At 69.6% G+C, this 20,940-nt stretch carries 18 protein-coding genes; 12 read left to right on the top strand and 6 right to left on the bottom strand.

Features of this window, described 5'->3' with window-relative positions; translation table 11 throughout:
- Positions 1-347 precede the first annotated feature (347 nt).
- From yhjD to CFN78_RS02040, 3 genes are all read left to right on the top strand, one after another.
- Entirely contained in the window at positions 348-1,319 is a 972-nt protein-coding gene (gene yhjD, locus CFN78_RS02030) for an inner membrane protein YhjD (RefSeq protein ID WP_240519239.1), read from the top strand.
- Positions 1,320-1,351: 32 nt separating this feature from the next.
- The gene (locus CFN78_RS02035) at positions 1,352-2,644 is read left to right on the top strand and encodes an MFS transporter (protein ID WP_094860774.1); all 1,293 of its coding nucleotides are present in this window, start codon (positions 1,352-1,354) and stop codon (positions 2,642-2,644) included.
- A 263-nt stretch (positions 2,645-2,907) separates the two neighbouring features.
- Positions 2,908-3,585, top strand: coding sequence for a GNAT family N-acetyltransferase (locus tag CFN78_RS02040; protein WP_094860775.1), 678 nt, complete (start codon positions 2,908-2,910; stop codon positions 3,583-3,585).
- A gap of 45 nt (positions 3,586-3,630) precedes the next feature.
- On the opposite strand, the gene CFN78_RS02045 is transcribed toward CFN78_RS02040, so the two are convergent.
- Positions 3,631-4,863: a D-alanyl-D-alanine carboxypeptidase family protein gene (locus tag CFN78_RS02045; RefSeq protein ID WP_240519208.1), complete on the bottom strand. Its 1,233-nt coding sequence runs from the start codon at positions 4,861-4,863 to the stop codon at positions 3,631-3,633.
- An 86-nt stretch (positions 4,864-4,949) separates the two neighbouring features.
- On the opposite strand from CFN78_RS02045, the gene CFN78_RS02050 reads away from it, so the two are divergent.
- Together CFN78_RS02050 and CFN78_RS02055 are read left to right on the top strand one after the other, a co-directional pair.
- Positions 4,950-5,189, top strand: coding sequence for an SCO4848 family membrane protein (locus tag CFN78_RS02050; protein WP_094861077.1), 240 nt, complete (start codon positions 4,950-4,952; stop codon positions 5,187-5,189).
- Between the two features lie 186 nt (positions 5,190-5,375).
- The gene (locus CFN78_RS02055) at positions 5,376-6,818 is read left to right on the top strand and encodes a S8 family peptidase (RefSeq protein WP_094860777.1); all 1,443 of its coding nucleotides are present in this window, start codon (positions 5,376-5,378) and stop codon (positions 6,816-6,818) included.
- Positions 6,819-7,353: 535 nt separating this feature from the next.
- Here the strand turns inward: CFN78_RS02055 and CFN78_RS02060 are convergent.
- From CFN78_RS02060 to sdhC, 4 genes are all read right to left on the bottom strand, one after another.
- Positions 7,354-8,139, bottom strand: coding sequence for a succinate dehydrogenase iron-sulfur subunit (locus CFN78_RS02060; RefSeq protein WP_094860778.1), 786 nt, complete (start codon positions 8,137-8,139; stop codon positions 7,354-7,356).
- A gap of 31 nt (positions 8,140-8,170) precedes the next feature.
- A complete protein-coding gene (sdhA, locus tag CFN78_RS02065) occupies positions 8,171-9,958 on the bottom strand; it encodes a succinate dehydrogenase flavoprotein subunit (RefSeq protein ID WP_094860779.1) in 1,788 nt (595 codons plus the stop codon).
- Between the two features lie 81 nt (positions 9,959-10,039).
- On the bottom strand, positions 10,040-10,456 hold the full coding sequence (locus tag CFN78_RS02070) for a succinate dehydrogenase hydrophobic membrane anchor subunit (protein WP_094860780.1): 417 nt from the start codon (positions 10,454-10,456) through the stop codon (positions 10,040-10,042).
- 1 nt (position 10,457) lies between these two features.
- On the bottom strand, positions 10,458-10,898 hold the full coding sequence (sdhC, locus tag CFN78_RS02075; protein WP_094860781.1) for a succinate dehydrogenase, cytochrome b556 subunit: 441 nt from the start codon (positions 10,896-10,898) through the stop codon (positions 10,458-10,460).
- Between the two features lie 555 nt (positions 10,899-11,453).
- Between sdhC and CFN78_RS02080 the strand changes: the two genes are divergently transcribed.
- The 6 genes from CFN78_RS02080 to CFN78_RS02105 all read left to right on the top strand — a co-directional run bounded on the left by CFN78_RS02080 (position 11,454) and on the right by CFN78_RS02105 (position 18,430).
- The gene (locus tag CFN78_RS02080) at positions 11,454-12,563 is read left to right on the top strand and encodes a BMP family lipoprotein (RefSeq protein WP_094861078.1); all 1,110 of its coding nucleotides are present in this window, start codon (positions 11,454-11,456) and stop codon (positions 12,561-12,563) included.
- A gap of 85 nt (positions 12,564-12,648) precedes the next feature.
- On the top strand, positions 12,649-14,259 hold the full coding sequence (locus CFN78_RS02085) for an ABC transporter ATP-binding protein (RefSeq protein ID WP_094860782.1): 1,611 nt from the start codon (positions 12,649-12,651) through the stop codon (positions 14,257-14,259).
- Complete coding sequence (locus CFN78_RS02090) at positions 14,256-15,362, top strand: ABC transporter permease (RefSeq protein ID WP_094860783.1); 1,107 nt, start codon at positions 14,256-14,258, stop codon at positions 15,360-15,362. The genes CFN78_RS02085 and CFN78_RS02090 overlap by 4 nt, the downstream gene beginning before the upstream one ends.
- Positions 15,363-15,367: 5 nt before the next feature.
- Positions 15,368-16,639: an ABC transporter permease gene (locus CFN78_RS02095; RefSeq protein WP_094861079.1), complete on the top strand. Its 1,272-nt coding sequence runs from the start codon at positions 15,368-15,370 to the stop codon at positions 16,637-16,639.
- Positions 16,639-17,037 (top strand): cytidine deaminase, encoded by a 399-nt coding sequence (locus tag CFN78_RS02100; protein ID WP_094860784.1) that lies wholly within the window; start codon positions 16,639-16,641, stop codon positions 17,035-17,037. The genes CFN78_RS02095 and CFN78_RS02100 overlap by 1 nt, the downstream gene beginning before the upstream one ends.
- Before the next feature lie 43 nt (positions 17,038-17,080).
- Positions 17,081-18,430, top strand: a complete 1,350-nt coding sequence (locus CFN78_RS02105) for a thymidine phosphorylase (protein WP_094860785.1) — start codon at positions 17,081-17,083, stop codon at positions 18,428-18,430.
- A 12-nt stretch (positions 18,431-18,442) separates the two neighbouring features.
- Here CFN78_RS02105 and CFN78_RS02110 read toward each other — a convergent pair whose 3' ends face one another.
- Positions 18,443-19,534 (bottom strand): coiled-coil domain-containing protein, encoded by a 1,092-nt coding sequence (locus CFN78_RS02110; protein WP_094860786.1) that lies wholly within the window; start codon positions 19,532-19,534, stop codon positions 18,443-18,445.
- A 190-nt stretch (positions 19,535-19,724) separates the two neighbouring features.
- Between CFN78_RS02110 and CFN78_RS02115 the strand changes: the two genes are divergently transcribed.
- Positions 19,725-20,834: an adenosine deaminase gene (locus CFN78_RS02115; protein WP_094860787.1), complete on the top strand. Its 1,110-nt coding sequence runs from the start codon at positions 19,725-19,727 to the stop codon at positions 20,832-20,834.
- Positions 20,835-20,940 lie beyond the last annotated feature (106 nt).

The raw sequence follows: 20,940 nt of genomic DNA on the forward strand, positions 1-20,940 counted from the left end.
TCTGGCGGCTCGGATGTGGCCGCTGGAACCGGCGGTCCGGAGCTGGCGAACTCGGTCCGGCGAGGTTGCCGGACGCCGGACGGACGCGGCCCGGCGTCATCCGGCGTCATCCGGCGGGGGAGCGTGCCCGCGCTCGCGTTGCGGGGGGTGCCGCCCCTGGTTAGCGTTTCCGCGAGGGATCTGACGCGAAGCGGGAGGTCGTAGCCGATACGTCCCGCCAGGCCCAGTCGGTCCCCGTCGGGGAAAGAGAACTGATGGTCGAAGCGAAGAACGGCACCACAAGGGCGGACACCGCCGAGGGAACCGCGGACGGTGAGCCGCCGAAGAAGGAGGGGCTGCTCCCGCGGATGCGGCGGAAGTACCCCTGGCTCGATCACGTGGTCAGGGCGAACGACGCCTTCACCGAGCGGTACGGCAACCACTACGCCGCCGCGATCACCTACTTCAGCGTGCTGGCGCTCTTCCCGCTGCTGATGGTCGGCTTCTCCGTCGCCGGGTTCATCCTGATGGACAACGAGAACGCGCTGAACCAGCTCAAGGACGGCATCACCTCCTCCGCGCCCGAAGGCCTCGGCGACTTCCTGAACCAGATCGTCACGGCCGCGCTGGACTCCAAGGCCGGCATCGGCGTCTTCGGCCTTGTCCTCGCGCTGTACTCCGGCATCGGCTGGATGACGAACCTGCGGGACGCGCTCACCGCACAGTGGGGTCAGCAGAAGCAGCAGCTCCCGCTGGTCTCGACCACGCTGAAGGACCTGCTGGCGCTGGCCGGGCTCGGCGCGGCGCTGATCGTCTCGTTCGGCCTCACCGCCATCGGTGGCGGCGTCGGCAAGTTCCTGCTGGAACTGGTCGGCCTGGAGAACCAGGGCTGGGCGGTGTTCCTGCTGCGCGTCGCCACGATCCTGCTGTCGCTGGCCGCCAACGTGCTCGTCTTCATGTGGGTGATCGCGCGGCTGCCGCGGCAGAAGGTCTCGCTGCGCAGCGCCGTCCACGGCGCGGTCATCGCGGCGATCGGCTTCGAGGTGCTCAAGCAGGTGGCGACGGTCTACCTCGCCAGCGTCGCCAGTTCGCCGAGCGGGGCGCTGTTCGGCCCGATCATCGGTCTGCTCGTCTTCTCGAACCTGGTGTCCCGCTTCCTGCTGTTCGTGACCGCGTGGACGGCGACGTCGAAGGAGAACGTGGTCGCCGTCGTGCCGCCGCCCGCCCCGGCGATCATCCGGCCCCGGGTGCAGGTGCAGCGCGGGATGGGACTGGGCGCGACGGCCGGGGTGTTCGGCGTCGGTGCCGTGCTCGGCTGGCTCGGCAGGCGCCGCGGCTGAGGGGCCTATGCTCCCCATGACACGAAGGGGTGATGGTGAGCAGCACGGATACGCGGGGGACCGCGGATAAGGTCCGGTTTCCACGCGAGATCTGGGTGCTGGTCGGTGCCAGTTTCCTGATCGCGATCGGCTACGGCCTGATCGCGCCCGCCCTGCCGAGCTACGCCGCCAGTTTCGACGTCGGCGTCACTGCCGCGTCCGTGGTGATCAGCGCGTTCGCCGCCGTGCGGCTGGCGTTTGCGCCGGTCAGCGGCAGGCTGGTGACCAGGTTCGGTGAGCGCCCCACCTACCTCTGGGGCCTGTCGATCGTCGCGGCGGGCAGCCTGGCGTGCGCGTTCGCGCAGGACTACTGGCAGCTACTGATCTTCCGTTCGCTGTCCGGGGTCGGTTCGACGATGTTCACCGTCTCGGCGATCGGCCTGCTGATCCGGATCTCGCCGCCGCAGGTGCGCGGCCGGGCTTCCGGACTGTGGGGCACGAGTTTCCTGCTGGGCGGTATCGCGGGGCCGATCGTCGGTGCCGCGCTGGTGACCGTGTCGCTGCGGGCGCCGTTCCTGTTCTACGGCGGCGCGCTGCTGCTCACCACCGCGCTGGTGTGGTGGCAGCTCCGCGGGTCCGAACTGGTCTCCCGCGCGGCCGAGGAGACCGAGCCGGCGATGACCTTCCGGCAGGCCCTGCGGCACCCCACCTACCGCGCGGCGCTGATGTCGAACTTCACCAACGGCTGGGTCGTTCTCGGTATCCGGGCTTCGCTGCTCCCGCTGTTCGTCACCGCGGTGCTGATGAAGGGCGAGGAGTTCACCGGGATCGCGCTGGCGGTGTTCGCCGCGGCGAACGCGGCCGTGCTGCTCGTCGCGGGCAAGTTCGCCGACACCCGCGGCCGCAAACCCCCGGCGCTGGCCGGCTTGGCGCTGCTGGCCGTGGGCATGGTGCTGCTGGGGCAGGCGAGCGAACCGTGGCTGTTCCTGGTCGCGGTGCTGATCGCCGGCCTCGGCGGTGGTGCGCTCAACCCCTCGCAGAACGCCGCCGTCGCCGACGTGCTGGGCGTGAAGGCGCGCGGTGGCGGGGTGCTGGCCGGCTTCCAGATGGCGGCGGACGTGGGCGCCGTGCTCGGCCCGCTGGTCGCCGGCGCCATCGCGGAGAAGGTGTCCTACGGCGTCGCGTTCGGGGTCACCGGCGCGGTGGCCGCCGTGGCGCTGGTGGCCTGGACGCTGGCGCGGGAGACGCTGCCCGCCGCCCAGGACCCCGGCGGGCACGATACCGAGCACTCCGCCCAGGACGCCGCCGTGGAGGACTGCTCCCCCGACTGCGGCGGCCGCCCCTGAGCCCGCCCACCCGCCGTGTCGCGCGGCCCAGCACCCCGTGTCGGGCGTTCTGGCACCCTGTGTCGCGCGCCCCCGCACCCCGTGTCGGGCGTTCTGGCATGCCGTGTCGGGCGGGCCATGCTTGCGACACCCCGTGCCCGCGGCACATCCAGCGTGGAACTCGGCGCTCGACTCGTTGGTCGCTTCTCGTTCGGTACCCCGAGACCGCCGCGCGCGTGAAAATTCGGAGGCAGGTGCCGTCGAGACGACCTAGGGTTTCGCCGATGCCGACGAACTCCGTGACCGCCTCCGCGTATCCACCGCTGAACGTGCGGGTGTGTACGCCCCGGCTGACGCTGCTGGGAGCGACCGACGAGCTGCTGGAGCGGCTCGTACCGGTGGTCCGCAAGGGAGTGGTCACGGCGGCACCGTTGCCGTTCGACGATCCGATGTCCCTGTACCAGGACAGTCCGGATCGGGAATGGGGCTGGCTCCGCGGGGTGTGGGCCGGTCGCGGGAAGGTCAGCGACAGCTTCTGGCGGCTGTACTTCGTCGTGATCGTCGACGGCGAGCCGGTCGGCATGCAGGACCTGATCGGCACCGACTTCTCCAGGTTCGGCACCGTGGACACGTTCTCCTGGCTCAGCCCCGAAACGCGCGGTCGTGGGCTCGGCAAGCTGATGCGCCAGGCGGCGTTGCACCTGGCGTTCGAGGGACTCGGCGCGCGGCAGGCCGGCAGCGATGCCTTCGTCGACAACCACGCTTCGAATCGCGTCTCACAGGCGTTGGGCTACCGGCCCAACGGTTTCGACTGGGACACCCGCCGCGGCGAAGCGGCCGAGATCCAGCGGTGGAGGCTGACTCGCGAACAATGGTCCGCGCGTCGGAGCGACGACATCGAACTCAGCGGCGTCGCCGAGTGCCTGCCGGTCCTGGGCATCCCGGCCCGGAAGGCCGACTGAGCGCCCGCGACCCCGTGGCGCGCGTTCCGTCGGGCCGGGCCGGGGTCAGGTGCGCTTGACCCGGCGGACGCGGACGAACGCGATCAGCCCGGCGACGATGATCGCCAGCGTGATGACGATGGCCGTGGTGCCGGAGCTCTCGTCCGGTTCGGCCGGCGGTTCGGCGGTGGGTTGCTCGGCCGCGTTCGCCGGGGCGTCGGGGTCCTTGACCGGGACGGACGTGTCGGCGGAATCGATGCGCCCGACCGGCTCCGGGTTCGCCGAGGCGAGCGCGAAACCGTAGTCGAGCATCATGGCTGCCTGGTCGGAGACGCGGACCGGACGCTGTTCGCCGCGCATCAGCACGATCGCGAGCCGTTTGCCGTCACGTTCGGCGCCGCCGACGTAGGTGTGCCGCGCGTCGTCGGTGAAGCCGGTCTTGCCGCCGAGGAACCCGGCGTAGGTGGAGAGCAGCTTGTTGTCGTTGTACAGCGGGAAAGCGGGCTTGTCCGCCCACCCGGGAAACAGGATCTCGCGGGTACGCACGGCCTCGGCGAACTGTTCCTGCTTCATCGCCTGGTTGAAGATCAGACTGATGTCGTAGGCGGAACTGGTCATTCCCGGACCGTCCAAACCGGACGGTGTCGCGGCCCGCGTGTCGGTGGCGCCGATGTCGCGGGCGAGCGCGTTCATCTTCTCCACGGTGGCCGGTACGCCACCCAGCACGGTCGCCAGCGCGTGTGCGACGTCGTTGCCGGAGTGCATCACCAGCCCGCGCAGCAGTTGCTCGACGGTGTACTGCCCGCCCGCGACGATTCCGACGCAGGTGCATTCCTGCGCGGCGTCCTCGGCGGTGGGGGTGACCATGCGGTCCGGTTCGAGTTCCTTGACGACGACGAGCGCGAGCAGCGTCTTGATCAGCGAGGCGGGACGTTGCCTGCCGTGCGGGTCCTTGGCGGCGAGCACCTCGCCGGTGTCGAGGTCCTGCAGGACCCAGGACACGGCGGTGTTCTCCGCGGGCGGCGCGATGGCCCCCTCCGGCAGCACGAGGCCGCAGTCGCCCATCCGCGCGCCACCGACCACCCGCGGCGGTACGGGCAGCGGCTCCGGTGACGCCTGGCCCGGCGGGGGCTGCTCGGAGGTGTCCACCGGCGGCGGCGGCAGTTCGGCGTTGGTGCACGGCGGCGGGGGCGGCGGCGGTTCCGGCTGGGCCGCCGCGGGCAGTGCGACCAGGGTGAGCAACCCGGTCAGCATGGCCGTGGCCAGAACACGGAGCGATCGACTGTTTGCGCTGCGCACCGGGAAAGACTAGCGGCCGTACCCGTCCGGCGGGGGCGACGGTGGGCTGCCGTGCCGCGGGCGGGCGGCGCGGCATACTGCGGTCCATGCGTATGTCCCGCCGTGTGTCGTTGTTCCTGCTGGCGTTCGGGGTGTGGTCCTGGATCATCTGGATCACCTTCGTGAAGAACCTGTCCGGCAGCGACAACGCGTTCACCCCGGACGGGGCGCCGACGCCATTCTTCTGGGTGCACCTGGTGCTGGCGGTCGTGTCGTTCGTACTGGGGACGGTCATCGGCGTGATCGGCTGGCGCGGTCTGCGGGCGGACGGCGCCGGAAAGCGGTGAACCCCAACCCTTCCGCTCTCACGGACGGACTGTTCTTTTCCCACATTCCAATTGGTTCACGCCCGTTGATTTGCCCCGAATGGAGGGCACGCCACGGGGGTTTTCCTGCATAACGTTCTCGCGACCGATCGAGCCGGCGGGACGGCGAACCCTCCCGCGCGGACGGCTCACAATCCGGAGGTTTACATGACCAGAACACGACGCTGGCTGCTACCCGCTGCCACGGCAATCGTGCTGGGCGCGACCAGCCTGCTCGCGACGCCGGCCGCGACCGCCGCACCCTCGGCGCCCGCTCCGGCGGCCTGCGACGAGACGAGTCCGGCGTACAGCTACGTGGTGCTCTTCCAGCCGCGGACGAAGCAGAAGGCCGTCGACAGGGAGATGGCGGAGAAGTGCGGCAGCACGGTCTCCTACTTCCCGGAGATCGGTGTGGCGGTGGCGGTCTCACGCAACGCGGACTTCCAGCAGCGGGTCGGCCCCTTCCGCGCGTACTCGGGTGGCAAGGAGGTCGCGGAGGCTCCGGGTACGGCTGCGGCCGGGATGCGCGCCAACGCACGGGCCAACGGTGCGGCGGACGCGACACTGGAGCAGACCACCGCCGTCGCCGCTTCCGCCGATCTGGCCGCGCAGCAGTGGGACATGCGTGCCATCAAGGCGCCCGAGGCGAACAAGGTCAACCCGGGAAGCGGCAGGGTGACCGTCGGCGTGATCGACTCCGGTGTGGAGGCCACGCATCCGGCGCTGGCACACGCGATCGACGCGAAGTCCTCGGCGGGTTGCCTCTCCGGCAAGGCGGACACGGCCGCGGCCGCCTGGGCGCCGACGACCTCCGACCATGGCACGCACGTCGCGGGCACGATCGCGGGCAAGGACCCGGCGACCGGTTTCACCGGCGTGGTGCCGGGTGTCAAGCTGGCCTCGGTGAAGGTCGTCAACGACGAGGGCCTGATCTACCCGGAGGCCGCCGTCTGTGCGTTCATGTGGTCGGCGGAACGTGGTTTCCCGGTGACCAACAACAGTTACTACGTCGACCCGGGAATGTTCTACTGCCCGAAGCAGCCCGGTGACGCGGCCGCGTACGAGGCGGTGCGCCGCTCGGTGGCCTACTCCCAGCACAAGGGTGTGCTGAACGTCGCCGCGGCGGGCAACAGCGGTTTCGACATCCCGGCCCAGACAACGGATCCGAACCGGCCGCACGCGGTCGACGCTAGTTGCGCCATCCTGCCGAAGGGGCTGGACGGCGTCGTCACCACCTCGGCGGTCGGCTATGCGGGCACGAAGTCGTCGTACAGCAACTACGGCAAGAACGAAATCGACGTGACGGCCCCCGGTGGCGACCGCGCGCAGCTCCCGCCCGCGGGCGAGGGTGCGGGCTGCCCGCTGTCGACGGTGGTGAACGGGGCGTACGGCACCAAGTGCGGTACGTCGATGGCGTCCCCGCACGCGGCCGGTGTGGCCGCGCTGCTGGCGAGCAAGTACCGGTTCGCACCGCCGCGGCTGCTCTCGACGCTGCTGGGACTGAAGGCCGACCCGGTGCCGTGTGGCGGCGCCGAGGGCTGCACCGGCTCGGACCGGTACAACTCGTTCTACGGCAAGGGAATGGTGAACGCCCTGCGCGCCGTCCGGTGACCGTCGCCCGGATCGGTTGACAGGCAAAGGGAACGCCGCGGAACCCCCGGGCCCCGCGGCGTTCCCTTTGCCCGCCCGCCCGACCCACTCCCCGCCGTGTCGCGCGCCCAGACACCCCGTGTCGCGCGCCTGGGCATGCCGTGTCGGGCGGTGGGACATACCGTGTCGGGCGTCTCGGCAGGCGTCGGGCTTGGCTGGAGTGGCCGGATATCGCGTACCTGCCGTCTGATCCGACGGTCGCGCCAACCTCAGGCGGTGTCGCGGCGTCGACTCCGGAACTCGCGCCGTGGCACCGCGATTCTGGGAACCTCGGCAGCGACGGCCTGCCCTGGCCCGACACGAGGTGTCCTACCGCCCGACACGGTGTGCCGGGGCGCCCGACACGGCCTGCCATACCGCCCGACACGGGGTGCCGTACCGCCCGACACGGGGTGCCCTTGCGCCCGACACGGGGTGCCCCTCCGCCCGATACGGGACGGCGAAGCGCCGCGAGCCGGGGGCTCGCGGCGCTTCGCTTTGGGCTGGAGGTAACCGGTCAGACGCGCTTGAACAGCAGGGCGCGCTTGACCTCCTGGATCGCCTTGGTGACCTGGATACCGCGCGGGCAGGCGTCCGTGCAGTTGAACGTCGTACGGCAGCGCCACACCCCCTCGGCGTCGTTGAGGATGTCGAGACGTTCTTCCGCACCCTCGTCCCGCGAGTCGAAGATGAACCGGTGCGCGTTGACGATCGCGGCGGGCCCGAAGTACGAACCGTCCGACCAGTAGACCGGGCAGGACGAGGTGCAGCAGGCGCACAGGATGCACTTCGTCGTGTCGTCGAAACGCTCCCGGTCGGCGACCGACTGGATCCGCTCCCGCGTCGGCTCGTTGCCGTACGCGATCAGGTACGGCTTCACCGCACGGAACGCCTCGAAGAAGGGCTCCATGTCGACGTAGAGGTCCTTCATGGTGGTGAGGCCCTTGATCGGGGCGATGGTCATGGAGGTCTGCTTGCCCTCCTTCGCCATCAGGTCCTTCACCAGCACCTTGCAGGCCAGCCGGTTGATGCCGTTGATCTGCATCGCGTCCGAGCCGCAGATGCCGTGCGCGCAGGACCGGCGGAACGACAGCGTGCCGTCGACGTAGTTCTTGATGTTCGACAGCAGGTTCAGCACCCGGTCCGTCGGCAGCGCCGGGACGTCGTAGGACTCCCAGTGCGGCTCGGAGTCGAGCTCCGGGTTGAACCGGAGGATCTTCACCGTGACGGTGACGGAGCCCTCGGGTGCCGGGATCTGCGAGGTGTCGTGGTGGCCGGTGGTGGGTTCGGCAACGGCGGTCATTTCGCTCCCTCGGCGGAGAAGAGTTGTCCCATCAGTACTTGCGCTCCATCGGCTCGTACCGGGTGAAGGTCACCGGCTTGTAGTCGAGCCGGATGTCGGAGATGAAACCGGTCAGGCCCAGCGGCGCGTCCGGATCCTGCTTCTCCGGCAGTTGCTTGTACGACATCGAATGGCGCATGAAGTTCGTGTCGTCGCGGTTCGGGTAGTCCTCGCGCGCGTGCCCGCCGCGCGACTCCTTGCGCGCCAGCGCCGCGTTCACCAGTGCCTCGGCCAGGTCCAGCAGGAACCCGAGCTCGACGGCTTCGAGGAGGTCGGTGTTGTACCGCATCCCCTTGTCCTGCACGGCGATCCGGCCGTACCGCTCCTTGAGCGCCTGCACGTCGGACAACGCCTGCTTCAGCGTCTCCTCGGTGCGGTACACCGCCGCGTTGGTGTCCATCGTCTGCTGCAGTTCGGTGCGGATGTCCGCGACCCGCTCGCCACCGTGCGCGGTACGCAGGTGTTCGACCATGCCCTGCACCATCGTCGCCGGATCCTCGGGCAGCTCGACGTAGTCGTGGCCCGCCGCGTACTCGGCCGCCGCGATACCCGCCCTGCGGCCGAACACGTTGATGTCCAGCAGCGAGTTGGTGCCCAGCCGGTTCGCGCCGTGCACCGACACGCACGCCACCTCGCCGGCCGCGTACAGGCCCGGGATGACGTTGTCGTTGTCCCGCAACGCTTCCCCGTGCACGTTGGTCGGGATTCCGCCCATCGCGTAGTGCGCGGTCGGGTACACCGGCACCGGCTCGGTGACCGGGTCGACGCCCAGGTACGTCCGGGCGAACTCGGTGATGTCCGGCAGTTTCGTCTCCAGCACCTCGGCGCCGAGGTGCGTGCAGTCCAGCAGCACGTAGTCGGCGTGCGGACCGTCACCGCGGCCCTCCAGCACCTCCAGCACCATCGACCTGGCGACGATGTCGCGCGGCGCGAGGTCCTTGATGGTGGGGGCGTAGCGCTCCATGAAGCGCTCGCCGTCCTTGTTCCGCAGGATCGCGCCCTCACCGCGGGCGCCCTCGGTGAGCAGGATGCCGAGACCGGCCAGGCCGGTCGGGTGGAACTGGTAGAACTCGATGTCCTCCAGCGGCAGGCCCTTGCGGTAGTAGATGCCCATGCCGTCACCGGTGAGCGTGTGCGCGTTGGACGTGGTCTTGAAGACCTTGCCGAACCCGCCGGTGGCGAACACGATCGACTTCGCCTGGAACACGTGGATCTCGCCGGTGGCGAGTTCGTAGGCGACCGCGCCGGAGGCGACCGGGCCGTCGGGGGTGTCGCTCATGGTGATGTCGAGGACGTAGAACTCGTTGAAGAACTCGACCTCGTGCTTGACGCAGTTCTGGTACAGCGTCTGCAGGATCATGTGGCCGGTGCGGTCCGCGGCGTAACAGGCGCGGCGGACGGCGGCCTTGCCGTGGTCACGGGTGTGCCCGCCGAAGCGCCGCTGGTCGATCTTGCCTTCCGGCGTGCGGTTGAACGGCAGGCCCATCTTCTCCAGGTCGAGCACCGCGTCGATGGCTTCCTTCGCCATGATCTCGGCCGCGTCCTGGTCGGTCAGGTAGTCGCCGCCCTTGACCGTGTCGAAGGTGTGCCACTCCCAGTTGTCCTCCTCGACGTTGGCCAGGGCGGCGCACATGCCGCCCTGGGCCGCGCCGGTGTGCGACCGCGTCGGGTAGAGCTTGGTGAGCACGGCGGTACGGGTGCGCTGGCCGGACTCGATGGCCGCGCGCATGCCCGCGCCGCCCGCGCCGACGATCACCACGTCGTACTTGTGGAACTGCATGGGAATCACTCCGCTGTTCGTGCCGCTCGTGGCGTCCGCTGTGGACGGTCCGGTGGCGGGCGGCCGTGTGGTGGTGGGCCGTCAGGCCGCGATGTTCGGGTCGAAGGTGAAGATCACCATCGTGCCGACGGCGAGGATCAGCACCATCGAGACGTAGAGGACGATCTTCAGCCAGAACCGGGTGCTGTCCTTGCGGGCGTAGTCGTCGATGATCGTGCGCAGTCCGTTGCCACCGTGGAGCTGCGCGAGCCAGAGCATCGACAGGTCCCAGAACTGCCAGAACGGGGAGGCCCAGCGGCCGGCGACGAACGCGAAGTTCAGCCGGTGCACACCGCCGTCGAGGATGTTCATGATGAACAGGTGGCCGAGCACGAGCACGATCAGCGCCATGCCGGACAGCCGCATGAACAGCCAGCTGTAGAGCTCGAAGTTGCTGCGGCGGGCGGACGGCCTGCGCGGGCTGCGCGGCTTGTCGAGGGTCAGTGCCGGTGTCGTCATGTCAGCCCCCGAACATTTCGGTGATCGTGCGCTCGAGCATGAAGTAGGTACCCGGGATCATCACGAGCACCCAGACGCCGAGGATCGTCCACAGCATCGGACGCTGCAGCGCGGGGCCCTTCGACCAGAAGTCGACGAGCATGACGCGGATCCCGTTCAGCGCGTGGTAGAGCACGGCGCCGACGAGCGCGACCTCGAGCAGGTTGACGAACGGCGTCTTGTAGGTCTCGATGACCGCGTCGTAGCTCTCCGGGGAGACGCGTACGAGAGCGGTGTCGAGGACATGGACGAACAGGAAGAAGAACGTGAGCACGCCGGTGATGCGGTGCATGACCCAGGACCACATGCCGGGGTCGCCCCGGTAGAAGGTCCCGTTACGGCGCGAGGCACCCGCCCGATCGCTGCCCGCCGTCGCTTCGGCGGTGCTAGCCGTGGTGGACATCGGTGAACGGCCTCCAACGTCACAGATGACTGTGCCCGGCTGACCGAGGATCTCCGCTTCACGTCGTCGCCGGTCGAGTTCACATGTGTCCACATGTGACGCCGGCGGCGACGGTGCCGCGAGGTCGAGGGCCATCGAGCCTGGATGGTTGCCGATGCTAGACCCGCCCACTCCGGGCGGGCGCACCTCGGGTTGTCGTCTGTGATCGACCAGACACCACGAGCCCGCCGGCGCACCGGATGACGCACGTTCATGCGTTACCCGAACGAATGACCGCGCTCCGGTGCCCTCCGGATGGACGCCGTCACTCGTCCGCGTGGTCGTCACGGTGTGTACCCGGCTGATCGCGGCCCGATTTTCGAGCAAACGTTTCGGTTACGTGGAGTGCCACGGGTATGGCCAATTGGTCGCTTACGGGTACGGTTCGCCAGTCGAACCTGGCACTGGGGCCAGTTCATTTTCTTCGGTGGTCCGCCGTAACCCGGCGGGGGAGGAGAGACCGTGCGTCGAAAGCCTGGTTTCCGATTGAGCCGTGCCGGTGTCGCGGCTGTCGGCATGGTGAGCGTTCTCGTGCTCGCCGGATGCGCCAAGGACTCCGGTGGCGGCAGCGACAGCGGCGATTCCGGCGACCAGGCCGGTGGCCAGTCGTGTGTCACGGCCGAGGCCCCGCCCGCCGCGTCCCCCGCGGCCAGCAGCTCCAGCGCGGCAGGCGAGAAGGTCGACGCCAGCGCGCTGAAGGTCGGTCTCGCCTACGACGTCGGCGGCCGGGGTGACGCCTCCTTCAACGACGCCGCCGCCGCTGGCGTGGACAAGGCCAAGGCCGACATGGGCGTGACGGACTCCACCGAGAGCACCGCCGCGGGCACCGAATCCGAGGACGCCAAGCAGCAGCGCCTCAACCAGATGGCGACCGAGGGCTTCAACCCGGTCATCGCCGTCGGTTTCGCCTACGCCGAGGCCGTCAAGGCCGTCGCGCCGAAGTTCCCGGACACCAAGTTCGCGATCATCGACGACGACTCGGTCCAGGCGCCGAACGTGACCCCGCTGGTCTTCGCCGAGGAGCAGGGTTCGTACCTGGCCGGCGTCGCCGCCGTGCACAAGAGCAAGAACTGCCACATCGGCTTCGTCGGCGGTGTGGACACCCCGCTGATCCAGAAGTTCGAGGCGGGCTTCCTGGCCGGTGCCAAGGCGGCCTCGGACAAGGTCAAGATCGAGGACGACTACCTCACCCCGGCCGGTGACATCACCGGGTTCAACGACCCGGGCAAGGGCAACGTCGTCGGCAAGGCCCAGGTCGACAAGGGCGCCGACGTCCTCTACCACGCGGCGGGGGCCTCCGGCCGTGGCGTGTTCGAGGCCGCGAAGGCCAACAACGCGCTCGCCATCGGCGTCGACTCCGACCAGTACAACCAGAAGACGGTCGAGGGCGTCAAGGACGTCATCATGACCTCGATGATCAAGCGCGTCGACGTGGCGGTCTACGACTACATCCAGGCCGTCGCCAAGAACGACCTCACCTCGCTGCCGAAGCGCTTCGACCTCAAGGTCGACGGCGTCGGCTACTCCACCTCCGGTGGCATGGTCGACGACATCAAGGCCGTGCTCGACGGGTACAAGCAGCAGATCGTCGACGGCAAGATCACGGTCTCGGACAAGCCGGAATAACCAAGCCTGGTAAACACGTGGGGCCCACCCGACGGTGATCCCGTCCGGCGGGCCCCTCGTGCGTTCGTTGGGGAGTCAGCAACTCATGAACAGTCCTGAGCCCGGTGCCGCCAGGGGCGCTCCGGTCGTCGAACTCACCGGGATCACCAAGCGCTTTCCCGGTGTCGTCGCCAATTCCGACGTCAACCTCACCGTGCACGCGGGCGAGGTGCACGCCATCTGCGGTGAGAACGGCGCGGGCAAGTCGACGCTGATGAAGATCCTGTACGGGATGCAGCAGCCGGACGAGGGCAGCATCTCCGTCAACTCCTCGCCGGTCCGCCTGCGTAACCCGCAGGACGCGATCCAGGCCGGGATCGGCATGGTCCACCAGCACTTCATGCTCGCCGACAACCTCACCGTGCGGGAGAACGTCCTGCTCGGCGCCGAGGGCCTGCACGGCATCGGCGGCAGGGCGCGCAAGCGGATGGCCGAGCTCGCCGGGCAGACCGGTCTGCACGCCTCGCCGGACGTGCTCGTCGAACGACTCGGCGTCGCCGACCGGCAGCGTGTCGAGATCGTCAAGGTGCTCTATCGCGGCGCGAAGATCGTCATCCTGGACGAGCCGACGGCCGTGCTGGTGCCCCACGAGGTCGACGCGCTGTTCGACACGGTGCGCAGCATGCAGGCGCAGGGCTTCACCTTCCTGTTCATCTCGCACAAGCTGGACGAGGTGCGCGCGATCGCCGACACGGTCACCGTGATCCGGCGGGGCACCACCGTCGGCACCGCCGACCCGAAGACGATCAGCTCGCGCGAACTGGCCGAGATGATGGTCGGCAGCGAACTGCCCAGCCCGGAGACCCGCGAGTCCACCGTGACCACGCGGGAGGTGCTGCGCGTGCACGACCTGCGTCTGGACACCGAGGGCTCGGCCCGTGCCGCGCTCGACCACATCTCCTTCGCCGTACGCGCGGGCGAGGTGCTCGGCGTGGCCGGGGTCGAGGGCAACGGGCAGACCGAACTGGTCGAGACCATCATGGGCATGCGCAAGGCGAGCTCCGGCAAGGTCGAGCTCGTCGACGCCGGGGGACAGGCGCGGGACCTGACCAGGCTCGGCACGCTGGCGCGCCGCGAGGCCGGTATCGGCTACATCCCCGAGGACCGCACCCGGCACGGCCTGCTGCTGACGCAACCGTTGTGGGTCAACAGGATCCTCGGTTACCAGACGCGCAAGCCGGTGGCCTCCGGTCCGCTGCTGGACATCTCCGGTGCGCGCAAGGACACCGAGCGCATCGTCACCGACTACGACGTGCGTACCCCGGGCATCGACGTGCCCGCGGGCGCGCTGTCCGGTGGCAACCAGCAGAAACTGATCGTCGGGCGGGAACTGTCCGGCACACCGGTGCTGCTGATCGCCTCGCACCCGACTCGCGGCGTCGACGTGGGTGCGCAGGCGCTGATCTGGGAGCAGATCCGCCTCGCCAGGGCCGAGGGGCTCGCGGTGCTGCTGATCTCGGCCGACCTCGACGAGCTGATCGGCCTTTCCGACACGATCCGGGTGATGTTGCGCGGCAGGCTGGTGACCGAGGCCGACCCGGCCACGGTCACCCCGACCGAGCTCGGTTCGGCGATGACCGGCGCGGGCGAGACCGACGCCGCCGCCGACGGTCCGGACGTGTCCGCTGTGTCTGAATCGGACGGTGAACAGTCGTGACTTCCTGGCGTACCAAGCTTCTTCCGCCACTGCTGGCGATCGCCTTCGCCGTACTGCTGTCCAGTGTGGCCCTGCTGATCTCCGGCGCGGATCCGTTGCAGGCGTTCGGCACGATGCTGCGCCAGCTCGGGCAGGGCACCATCGCGGTGGACACGGTGAACCTGGCGACGGTCTACTACCTGGCCGGGCTCGCGGTGGCCATCGGCTTCCAGATGAACCTGTTCAACATCGGCGTCGAGGGCCAGTACCGGTTCGCCGCGATCATCGCGGCGATCGTCGGCGCGGCCGTGAAGCTGCCGCCGGTGCTGCACACCGCGTTCATCATCCTGGTGGCCGCGCTCGCCGGCGCGGCGTACGCGGCGATCCCGGCCATCCTGAAGGTGACGCGCGGCGTCAGCGAGGTCATCTCCACGATCATGCTGAACGCGATCGCCGGTGGCCTGATCGCCTTCCTGGTCAACCCGGACCAGTTCGGCGTGCAGCGCGGCAACAATGTGAGCACCGCGGAGATCCCCGAGTCGGGCCAGCTTCCTGGCCTGCCGCTGGGTGATCTCGGCGCGCTGTTCGGCTTCTTCTTCGTCGCGGTGGCGATCGGCTTCGCGTACTGGTTCATGCTCAGCCGCACCCGGTTCGGCTTCGAGCTCAAGGCCAGTGGCGAGTCGTCCACCGCGGCCGAGGCGGGTGGCGTCAACGCGAAGAAGATGGTGCTGACGGCGATGTTGCTCTCCGGGGCCGTCGCCGGGATGGTCGCGCTGCCGGAACTGCTCGGCCGCGACCACGTCTACGGCATCACCTCCACCCAGCAGTACGGCTTCACCGGTATCGCGGTGGCACTGCTGGGCCGCAACCACCCGGCCGGCATCGCGCTCGGTGCGCTGTTGTGGGCGTTCCTGGACAAGTCGGCGGTGTCGCTGGAACAGATCCAGGTGCCCAAGGAGATCGCGACGATCATCCAGGGCACGATCGTGCTGTCGGTGGTGGTCGCCTACGAGATCGTCAAACGGGCCGACCTCGCCGCGGAACAGCGCAGGGTGGGCCGGGCACTGGGCGGTAACGGCCCCGGCGGCAAGCCCGCCGACGTGCACGAAGGGGGCGCGGTATGAGCAACATGGTGATGGACGTGCCCTCGGGCGGCAGTGGTTCGACCATGCCGCCCGCACCGGAGAAGCGGAGCCTGCCCGGCTGGGCGCGCGGGGCGCTGTGGGCGGTCGTCGCGATCGCGGCCCTGTCCGCGACCTCGTACCTGACCGGTCTCAACGTGCTGACCTCGTCGAACACGACGCAGACGGCGCTGCGCCTCGCGCTGCCGATCCTGCTCGCCGCGCTCGGCGGCATGTGGGCGGAACGGTCCGGCGTGATCAACATCGGCCTCGAGGGCATGATGATCCTCGGTACGTGGGGCGCGGCCTGGGGCGCGTTCTACGGCGGGGTCTGGGCCGGGCTCGGCGCGGCGATCCTGTTCGGCGGACTGGGCGGGCTGCTGCACGCGCTGGCGACGGTCACCTTCAACGTCAACCACATCGTCTCCGGCGTGGCGATCAACCTGCTGGGACTCGGCGTCGCGAAGTACCTGGCGACGCTGGTGTTCCAGCCGCTGTCCGGCAACCCGAGGCAGTCGCCGCCGGTGCCGAAGTTCGACACGTACTCGGCGACCTTCCTCTCCGACTGGCTCGGTGACCTGGAGGACCAGCAGCGGGTCGGGCTCTCCGACGTGGCGGGCATCGTGCGCGGCCTGATCACCGAGGTCTCGCCGCTGACCGTGATCGCGCTGCTGCTGATCCCGGTGAGTTACCTGATCCTCTGGCGCACCCGCTTCGGCCTGCGGCTGCGTTCCTGCGGGGAGAACCCGGTCGCCGCGGAATCGCTCGGCGTCAACGTCTATCTGCACAAGTACGCCGCGCTGGCGATCTCGGGCGGGCTGGCCGGTATGGGCGGTGCCTCACTGGTGCTGCTGCCCGGTGGCGCGGACTACCTGGAGAACCAGACGAACGGCCGAGGCTACATCGGCCTCGCCGCGATGATCTTCGGCAACTGGCGGCCCGGTGGCCTGCTCGGTGGTGCCGCCCTGTTCGGTTACGCCGACGGCCTGCAACTCTCCGGCGGCGGCGAGGCGGTGCTGGCGCTGTTCTACGGTGCGGCGATCGCACTCGGTGTGCTGTTCGTGGTCAAGATGGTCAAGCGGGACTGGCTGCCCGCGCTGCTCAGCGCGGCGGGCGCCGGACTCCTGTACTACATCTACTGGGCCAACGACGAGCTGCCGGACGACCTGATCCCGTACACGCCGCACTTCGTCACGCTCATCGTGCTGGCCGTCGCTGCGCAACGGCTCCGGCCACCGAAGTCGATCGGCAAGCGCTACCGGCGCGGGGAGGACGAGTAGTGGTCTCGCCCGGAGTCGACTGGGAGGCGTTGCGGGCGAGCGCGGTGCGGGCCGCGCAGAGTGCGTACGCGCCGTACTCGGGCCTGCGAGTGGGCGTCGCGGGGATCGTCGACGACGGTCGCATGGTGCTCGGCTGCAACGTCGAGAACGCCTCCTACGGCCTCGGCCTGTGCGCGGAGTGCACGATGGCGGGCCAGCTCCGGCTCTCCGGCGGCGGCAGGCTGGTGGCCGTCGCCTGCCGCGGTGGCACCGGCGAGCTGCTGATGCCCTGCGGACGGTGCAGGCAGATCCTGTTCGAGCTGGGTGGCGGGGCCTGCCTGGTCGACACGCCGCGCGGAATCCTGCCGATGACCGAGGTGCTGCCCGAGGCGTTCGGGCCCGCCGACCTGCCATCGTGACCGGGTTCCGGCCCGCGCGCGAGACGCTGATCTGGAGCGATGCATGACCACGGAGCCCTTTGCCGCCGTCGACGTGATCCGGGCGAAGCGGGACGGTGCCCGGCTCGACGACGAGCGGATCGCCTGGGTGATCGACGCCTACACCCGCGGCGTGGTCGCCGAGGAGCAGATGTCGGCGCTCGCCATGGCGATCTTCCTGCGCGGAATGGACGCCGCCGAGACGGCCCGCTGGACCGGCGCGATGATCGACTCGGGGGAGCGGCTGTCGCTGACCTCCGCCCGTCCGACCGTCGACAAGCACTCGACCGGCGGGGTCGGCGACAAGATCACCCTGCCGCTCGCGCCGCTGGTAGCGGCCTGCGGTGCGGCCGTTCCGCAGCTTTCCGGGCGGGGGCTGGGCCACACCGGGGGCACGCTGGACAAGCTGGAGTCGATCCCCGGCTGGCGGGCGGAGCTGTCCACGGCCGAGATCGGCAAGCAGCTCGACGAGGTCGGGGCCGTGGTGTGCGCGGCGACCGAGGGACTGGCTCCGGCCGACCGCAAGCTGTACGCGCTGCGCGATGTCACCGCCACGGTGGAATCCGTTCCGCTGATCGCCAGCTCGATCATGAGCAAGAAGATCGCCGAGGGCGCGGCCGGTCTGGTGCTGGACGTCAAGGTCGGCTCCGGCGCGTTCATGAAGACCGCCGAGCAGGCGCGGGAACTGGCCGCGGCGATGGTGGAAATCGGTGCGGCGCACGGGGTGCGTACCAGTGCGCTGCTCACCGACATGAGCACTCCGCTCGGCCGGGCCGTCGGCAACGCCGTCGAGGTCGCCGAGTCGGTGGAGGTGCTGCGCGGCGGCGGGCCCGCGGACGTGGTCGCGCTGACGCTGGCACTGGCCCGCGAGATGCTGGACCTGGCGGGCCTGCCGGACGCCGATCCCGCCGAGGCGCTGGCCTCCGGCCGGGCGTACGACACCTGGTGCCGGATGATCCGCGCGCAGGGCGGCGACCCGGAGGCCGAGCTGCCCCGGCCACGGCACGTGCACACGGTGTCCGCCACCGAGACCGGCACACTGTCCACAATGGACGCTTATGGGGTCGGCGTCGCGGCCTGGCGGCTCGGTGCCGGACGTGCCCGCCGGGGAGAGCGGGTCCAGTACGCCGCCGGAATCCGTTGCCTGGCAAAGCCGGGCGAGTACGTCGAGGCGGGCGACCCGGTACTGGAACTGCACACCGACACCCCGGACGCCGTCCCGGCCGCGCTGGCCGCACTGGACGGGGCGCTGACCTACACGCCCGCGGATCCCTCGCCTGCCAAGGATTCGCTGCCTGTCAAGGAGAAGGGCTCGCACACGAACGATGCCCCCGCCGGCGGCGAGGGCATCGTCCTCGAGGTCGTGCGCGGCTGAGCCCGCGCGGCGTCAGTCCTCGGAACCGTCGCCGTTCGACTCGGCGTTCTTGCTCTTGCCGTCGGCGCTCTTCGGTGCGCGGCCGTTGCGGGCCCGGCGCGGCTGGCGGACGGGCTGCTGGGTCGGCATCGGGGGCTGCTGCAGGGGCCCGCCGCCGAGCATGAGCTCCGCGAAGGTCGCCATCGCCTCGTCGAGCTGGCCGCCGATCCGGCGCTCGGACTCCTCGTTGCTCTTGCGCACCACGGAGGTCAGCGATTCGGTGTCGGGCTGGTTGTCGATCGTGCCCTGCACGCTCGTCAGCGCCTTCTTCACCGCGTTGTCCAGGTCGGTGAGCTTGCCGGTGACGGCGCCCTCGACCTTGTCCACCCGGGTCGAGAGGTCCTCGATGCGGGTGGTGGCCTGCTCGATCCGGTCGGCGACGCCGTCCAGGCGCTCGGTGGCGTCGATCGCCTCGCTGGCCTCGCGCACGGCGGTGCGCACGCCGCTGTCGGTGCTGTCCAGGCGCTCGCGGGTGGCGGTGTCCAGCTCCTCGATGCGGGTGCGGACATCGGTCTCCAGCGCTTCGACACGCTCGCGCAGCGCGGTCTCGGCCACGTCGATGCGCTCGCGCACCGGACCGTGCACGGCGTGCGGCAGCGAGTCGGCCTTGCTGTCCTGCTTGTCCAGGTGCACGTCCAGCTCGTCGAGGCGACGGTGGATGTTCTGCAGCTTGTCCTCGAGGCCGTCCATCCGGCCCGCGACGCCCTCGAAGCGCCCGGCCATGCCGTCGAGGCGGCCGTCGAGCTGGGCGAAGGGCTTGGCCAGCTTGTCGACGATGGTGTCGACGGCGCGGGCGACGGCGGCGATGGCGTTGTCCTGCGCCTCGAGCCGCGACATCGCCTCGTCGAGGCGTTCGGCGAGCACGCCGACCTCGGTGCGGTCGGGCAGCTCGGAGAGGCGCTTGCGGACGGCGCCGAGCGAGTCGACGGGGGCCAGGCGGGCGTAGATGTCGTCGAGCGAATCGAAGATCTGCTGCTGCTCGCTCTCACGCACCTCGGCCGCGCGCACCAGCATGTTGCGCATCCGGTCGAAGGACGGGGCGGCGATCTGATTATCAGTGGTCACGGGGATTGTCCTTCAGGGGCGGGGAAGGGACTTCTCCGCAGCCTATCGAGCAGAGGATTGCACTGGGTATCGCCCCCATCAAGATGCCCGTGAACTGCACCTGCATCCGGGTGAACCGGTTGCTCCGAATGGCGCTGATGGTGAGGCCGGAGGCGGCTGTCTGGTCCGTGTGGGCGGGTACTGTCGCTCCATGGCACGCGATTCCTCCCCCGCCGGCCCCGTCCCCACCCCGGACGAGATCCGGCGGGCTCCCAAAGTCCTGCTCCATGATCATCTCGACGGAGGGCTGCGGCCCGGCACGGTCGTCGAACTCGCTGAGGCGGCCGGGTACGGGGCGCTGCCCACCACCGATGCGGCGGAACTCGGCACCTGGTTCCGCACCGCCGCGGACTCCGGTTCGCTGGAGTCGTACTTGGAGACCTTCGCGCACACCTGTGGCGTCATGCAGACCGAACAGGCTCTGGTGCGGGTCGCCGCCGAGTGCGCGGAGGATCTCGCCGACGACGGTGTCGTGTACGCGGAAGTCCGTTACGCGCCAGAGCTTTTCGTCGAGCGCGGGCTCAGCCTGGAGGCGGTCGTCGAGGCCGTGCAGGCGGGTTTCGCCGAGGGGGAGCGACGGGCGGCCGCGCGCGGGCGGACCATCCGGACGGGCACCCTGCTGTGCGCGATGCGCCAGCACGCGCGGGCGCTGGAGATCGCCGAGCTGGCGGTGCGCTATCGCGACGGCGGCGTGGTCGGTTTCGACATCGCGGGTCCGGAGGACGGTTTTCCGCCCACCCGCAATCTGGACGCTTTCGAGTATCTGCGCACGAGCAACGCGCATTTCACCATTCACGCGGGCGAGGCGTTCGGTCTCGCCTCGATCTGGGAGGCGATTCAGCACTGCGGCGCGGAACGGCTCGGCCACGGCGTGCGGATCGTGGACGACATCAAGAACTCCGCGGGGGGTACGCCCGAGCTGGGCAGGCTCGCGGCGTACGTGCGTGATCGCCGGATCCCGCTGGAGGTGTGCCCGTCCTCGAACGTCCAGACGGGTGCGGCCCGTTCCATCGCCGAGCACCCGATCGGGTTGCTGGCGTCGATGAGTTTCCGGGTCACCGTCAACACCGACAACCGGCTGATGAGCGGCTGTTCGATGTCCTCGGAGTTCGGCGCGCTGGTGGAGGCGTTCGGCTTCGGCTGGGCGGATCTGCAGTGGTTCACCATCAACGCGATGAAGTCGGCGTTCATCGACTTCGATCAGCGGCTGGACATCATCAACACGATCATCAAGCCCGGATACGCCCGGCAGGTGAACTGAGCCCGCGCGGGGGAACCGTCGCTCGACGGTTTCCCTCGCGCGTCCGGCGGGCTTGTTATGGTTAGCATTGCGAAGTAAAGTTCAGAATGCAGGAATGTTGTCTCGC

It is taken from the genome of Amycolatopsis antarctica (assembly GCF_002262875.1).
In the GTDB taxonomy this organism is placed as follows: domain Bacteria; phylum Actinomycetota; class Actinomycetes; order Mycobacteriales; family Pseudonocardiaceae; genus Amycolatopsis; species Amycolatopsis antarctica.